Raw genomic sequence first — 5,523 nt, forward strand, 5'->3', positions numbered from 1 at the left:
ACTTCGCAGTGGCCTCCTGCCAGGGCAGATGGCGACAACGGCCGTACAGGGTGGGTTGGTTGAGCTTCACGATGAGCAGGTAATGGGCCTTCTTGTTCTCGATCAGGAACCGGGCGGTCTCACGCTGCGTGTGCAGCGCATCCGCGCTGACCCACGCGCCCTCGATGTCCAGCGGGCCGAGCACCTCGCGCAGGCAGGGACCTCATTTGTTTTGCCGGGGATCCGCAGCTGTGCGACGACCTGGTCGATGACGGCCAAAAGATGAGCCGCGGTCCGCGTCCGGGTGCGCGAGCCCCGGGCGCTCTTCCCGTCTGCGGCCAGCCGCACTGGACGGTCACGCTTCGTACCGGCGGGCCGTAGCAGCACGGCCAGACCGTCGGGGTGAAGGCGCTCGACGACTCTGCGGACGGTGTCCATCGACGCGGCCGGCCGCACCCCCAGCACGCCACGGACCGGGAAACCCAGCCGGGCCAGAGCATCCTGGGGCGCCCGCCGCAGCCAGTGCCCCACCGCCGCATACGGACGCGCCCCCGCCGCCACCGCTCAAGCCGCCGCTCTCACCAGCGCGACCAGCGGGTACCGGCGTCCACGACGAGCACGCGGATCGACAGCCTCCACCGCATCACCCGTCGGGAGGACGGAACGCGACAGGACGAACGCAGGCATGGCAGACTCACGAATCACCGAAGCTCCGTTGTTTGCAGGCGAGTTGGTAGCTCACCCACATCAACGGAGCTTCGGCACATCCGGTCACACCTCAACTGACCAGCCCATTCACAAAATCACGGCGACTTTGCAAGAGCCCTGGTCAGACGGCGAACCGATCAGGACCTTCTGAATGCTTACTGCTGGTCAGCGGTCCAGCTCGATGAACAGCCGCTCCCATCGGTCCAGTACGTTCGGCAGTGCCAGAGCCGACATGTGCTCGCGGGCGGCGGCTCCGTATTGGAGACGACGTTTGTGGTCGTCCATTAGCTCGCCGAGCGCCGCTGCGAACGCGGGGACGTCGCCGGCCAGCACCAAGATGCCGGTTTTCTCATGCTCGACCAGGTCCCGCACGCCACCGGAAAGATTGAAGCTGACACACGGCACGCCGCACGCCGAGCTCTCGGCAAGCGACATCGGACGGCCCTCTCTTTCACTCGTGACACAGACCAGGGACAGTTCCTGGTATGCTGTCCGAATATCTGAAATTGTGCCGCGGAACAGAACCCGCTCGCCGACTCCGAGCCTGACGGCCTCCGCGCGCAGGTCATCCTCCATCGGGCCTTCTCCGAAAAGGTGCAGCTCCCAGCCCGGCCGCTCGGGGGCGACAGTCGCGAACGCCTCAATGAGCCGGTCGAGGCGCTTGACCGGATCGAGTCGGCCGACCGCCCCGAGTCGCAGCGTGTCCAGCGGAGCCGCCTCGTCCGGGCAAAAGGGCAGCGGGTTGGGCATCACCGAGACGTTGGGCATCCGCCGGTTTCGGAACTGCACCGCGTCATCCTGGCTGAGGACCAGCATCTTGTCGAGCAGCGGGTAGTGGCGCAAGATCAGTTTAAGATTGGCAGAGGCCTGGGCTTGCATGAACGACTCGTGATATTGACCGATGCCCTTGAGGTGCTGCCAGCCCAGACTGAGGATCCAGTCCGCCGCCCATGGCGAGCCGATCACCAGATATCCCTCCCTGACCGCTGACAGGCTGGCGGTCAGCCTGACGCGTGCCAAGTCGCGATCGGCGCGGGCGCGGCGTGCGGCGAGACGCCGGGCAGGGCTGAGCCGCTGCGTGAGCGTCCGGGAGGACCTAACTGGCTGGGCGGGTTCGGGATAAAGGGTTGTGTGCCGGTACGACGGCTCGCGGTTGTACCGGAACGGCTCGGGACTGGGCCGGATGCCGATCAACTCCACCCGATGGCCTCGTTCGCCCATTCCTTGGGCGAGGGTATGCAGAACCCGCTGGGAACCGCCCATGGAATCGACATCGATACCGACCAGGAAGATGTTTCGCACCGGCATGCTGACTGTGTCTCTCATGGCTGCCGGTCCTCGAAAAACGCGTCGACTACCAGCTTGCTCGCCTCTCCGGTCTCATAGCCGCAGAACATTTCCTGGAATCTGGCGTACCGCCAGGCGTGTTCCTCGACGATGTCTGGCAGGTTGCGCAAGGCGGCCGTCAGCTCCTCGGTGGTGGCCAGTATCGGTCCCGGAGCGATCTCTTCGAGGTCGTAGTAGGTGCCGCGCTCCACTCTCCTGTAGTCCTCGTAGTCGTCGGTGTACAACAGGATCGGACGACCGAGGTTGGCGTAGTCGAACATCAAGGACGAGTAGTCGGTCAGCAGCGCGTCCGAGACCAGCATCAAGTCGTTGACGTCGGCGAATCCGGCGCCGTTGCGCAGCGCGTGGCCGAGCCGGGGCGGGATGGTGAATCGGTCGTAGTAGTGGGCCCGCACCACGAGCACCCACTCGTCACCGATTTCGTCGACCAGCCGTTCGAGGTCGATTCTGACCGGCCGGCCCGAGTTGCGGCTGGCATCTCGGAATGTCGGTGCGTAAAGCAGTACTTTGCGATTCTCAGGGATCTCCAGCTTCTCACGGGTTTGGGTTGCGCGGTCCAGTTGCTCGGGCTCGTGCCATCGCACCAGGACGTCATTGCGTGGATAGCCTGAGCGAAGCAGCTCCCCGGTGTACTCGTTCGCCGGGACAAAGGTCCGCTCGAACTCCGTGCTCGGGCAGAGCAGCATGTCCCAACGAGCGACCGAATCCCGGTGGCGCTGGCGCACGGCAGGAGGCGACATGCGCAGTTGTGGGACGTCGAAGCCCATGGTTTTCAGCGTCTGGCCGTGCCAGGTCTGAAGATAGCGTGTGCCTTGTGGTTTGTCGTAGAGGTGGGGCAGGTTGTGCGAGTCCACCCAGTACCGGGCGCGGGCCAGTGCCCTGACGTATGACCAGCTGTTTCGGACCACGAGCGTAACGTCTTCTGGGAACGACGAAGCGTCGCCATTGCAGGACCAGACCGCTTTCAGCGGGAGGTTGCGGCGGCACAGTTCCTCGTAGACGTACCGCGGGTTGTCGGCGTAGCCGCGGCCCTCCATGGATTCGAAGACCACCAGGTCCTTGCGCACCGGCAATCGGGCCAGTACGTCGTACAGCGACATCTTGGCCTCGCGTCCCGTGAGGAGCCGCTTGACTCGTTTCGCCTTGCGCTTGACAGCTCGCACCCGCGGGCCCAGGGGCTCAGCCAGGCCCAACACGCCCGCCCGCCGCCACTCGATCTCCAGCCGTCCGGCGCCGCGGCCCTCGGAACGCACACTTACCATGTGTGCGCCGACAGACGGGCTGGTAACCCTCGCACGCAGCTCGGGAAGGTCTCGGGGAGCGAGCAGGAGGTCGTTCCGTTGTGTCTCCCCGCGAGTCGTGGCGACCACGAGATGCCGGCGTCCGGCATACCCGACCAGGCGCATCGGCACGGTCCGGATGTCGAGCAGCGCCTCGCTGAGGTACTCTCCGGCGCCCATCGGCCGCAGATGCAAGGGGATCTCGAGCGCCGGGCCGGTCGTCGCGAGCCGCAACGCGGTACCAGTCTGCTCGTCGAGCAGCCCGGCCGGATCGTAGGCGCGGATCCTCAGCCGGAGCCGGGCGCCGGTTAGGGGCTCGACCGCCTCCAGTTCAAAGCGCAGCCTGCCGGTGGAGAACGCCTGATCGTGCAGCCGCCACGTGGTGATCTCCAGCTCGCGCCGGCCTGCCTCGTCGGCGGGCACCATGGAGCCCCACCAGACCTTGCCGTTCTCGGCGACGACATGGCGCGGTGCCACTTGGGGCCGACCCAGCATCCGGGCGGCGGCGGCGGCCTCTTCGGTGCGGCCCGTGCGCAGCAGATGTAGACAGATACGCTCCTCACGGCTGAGCCGGGCGTAGGCCTCCTCGGCAATGCCGTCGAGGTAGCTGCGTACCACGTCGATGAACTCAGCCCGCCAGGCGGGGTCGCGGAAGGGGAGGTCGCCGAGGTACAGCCGGAAGTCGTGCTTGAGGAACTTGTAGTCCTTCTCGGCTTGGAGATCCTCGTTGCCTGAGTCCGCGAGGTGTGCGTCGATCATGCGAGCGACCGCGATCCGGTCTACTACATTCTGGATCTTGTGCCGACTCGAGGAAATGGATTGGCTCCCCGGGGCCAGCCGCCAGGTGTACGTTGCCCATGGGACCACGGCGAACGTCTTGGCGGCGGTGTACGCCCGGGCGCAGAACAGCTGGTCCTCGTAGTGGATGCCCTCGGGGAAGCGCAGGTTGTGCCGGGCGATGAAGTCGGCACGGTAGAGCTTGTTGGTGGACAGATGGTCGAAAAGGTAGCCCGGTGCCGACCGAATGCCACGTACCACCCGCTGCTCGGTGAACAGATCAGGATACCAGAACTCTGTCAGGCCGGTCTCTTCGAAGAGTCGGACCACCTCGCCGGTGACGAAGTCGGCGGCCGTCTCTTCCGCGACAGTCAACATACTCTTGCAGGCGTGCCGCGGTAGCGTGTCGTCGCTGTCGAGGAACATCAGATAGGCGGCCCGGGACAGCTCGATGCCCCGGTTACGCGGGGCGCTGCAACCTCCGCTGTTCTGCTCCAGCCGTTCGTAGCGGACCCGGGAGTCGGACGCTGCTAGTTGTCTGGCCACACGGCCGGTGCAGTCTGTGGAGCAGTCGTCGACAATGATCACTTCAAGGTTGTGCAGCGTCTGCTCGAGTACGGTCCGGACGGCCTGTGGCAGCCGCCCCTCGTCGTTGTAGACGATGATCGTGACGCTCACGTCAGGAGTATCCGCCTCGGCCATGCCACCTTCCTTTTCCATGAGCCTCGCGGTGCCGGGAAAGTGATCCAACTGCGTACTCGGCAATCCGCGACTACTTCGCGAATAAACAGTGCAGATCGTAGCAAATTACCCGTCGAGAACGCTGGAAGACGATGACTGGGAGTGCCGGCCTCGATTCGTGAGAGTTCGTGGATGGTTGATCGGCCGGTCGGTTCACCCTTTTGTCCCTCGGAGGCGGTGGGGTCGTTGCATGCTGTGCTGGGGTTCCACGGCACCAAAGGCTGGTGATTGTCCTCCGTCCTCGTCCTGGTCCCCGAGTTCATCATTCGGTGGGCAAGCGGGTCGAGTGAATCCCCGGATCGCGCTGGGGCTTTGGGCATGAACAGTCCCCGGTTTCGTGTGCCCACGGCTCCGAGGACTGTTTTCGCAGATGAGGACTATGCAACCTGGGTGATGGCGCCCCCTCGAAAGTGGAGGACTTGCCCGTGCTGCCCGGTCCGTGTCGTAGACGATGACGACGACACCGACGTCGGGCTCGTGCGCAACGGTCGACACGGCAGGGCTCTTGCAAAGTCGGATTTCTTGGGTGTTTCCGTTGGTCATCGGGGGATGCCGAGGAGGTCGAGCGGGGCGGTGAAGGGTTCGTAGGACAGGTCGCGGACGGCTTCGGTCATGTTGGTGGCGGCGGTGGCGCGTAGCCGGTTGAGGGCGGTGTTGCGCAGGGTGGCCATGTTCTCGGGGCCGTGGCCGG

Annotated in this window: 2 protein-coding genes and 1 pseudogene; all 3 read right to left on the reverse strand. The window is 65.1% G+C overall.

All coding sequences use genetic code 11. The features are described from left to right. Positions 1–184: pseudogene (locus tag ACIRU3_RS47200) on the reverse strand (ISAs1 family transposase); the annotation flags it as partial. A gap of 668 nt (positions 185–852) precedes the next feature. Beyond that, positions 853–2,013 carry a glycosyltransferase gene (locus ACIRU3_RS47205; RefSeq protein WP_404070558.1) on the reverse strand — a complete coding sequence of 387 codons (1,161 nt, stop codon included), beginning with the start codon at positions 2,011–2,013 and terminating at the stop codon, positions 853–855. Beyond that, positions 2,010–4,793, reverse strand: a complete 2,784-nt coding sequence (locus ACIRU3_RS47210) for a CDP-glycerol glycerophosphotransferase family protein (RefSeq protein WP_404070560.1) — start codon at positions 4,791–4,793, stop codon at positions 2,010–2,012. Before ACIRU3_RS47210 ends, ACIRU3_RS47205 begins: the two co-directional genes overlap by 4 nt. Positions 4,794–5,523: the final 730 nt, after the last annotated feature.

It is taken from the genome of Streptomyces sp. NPDC101151, from assembly GCF_044768335.1.
GTDB lineage: Bacteria > Actinomycetota > Actinomycetes > Streptomycetales > Streptomycetaceae > Streptomyces.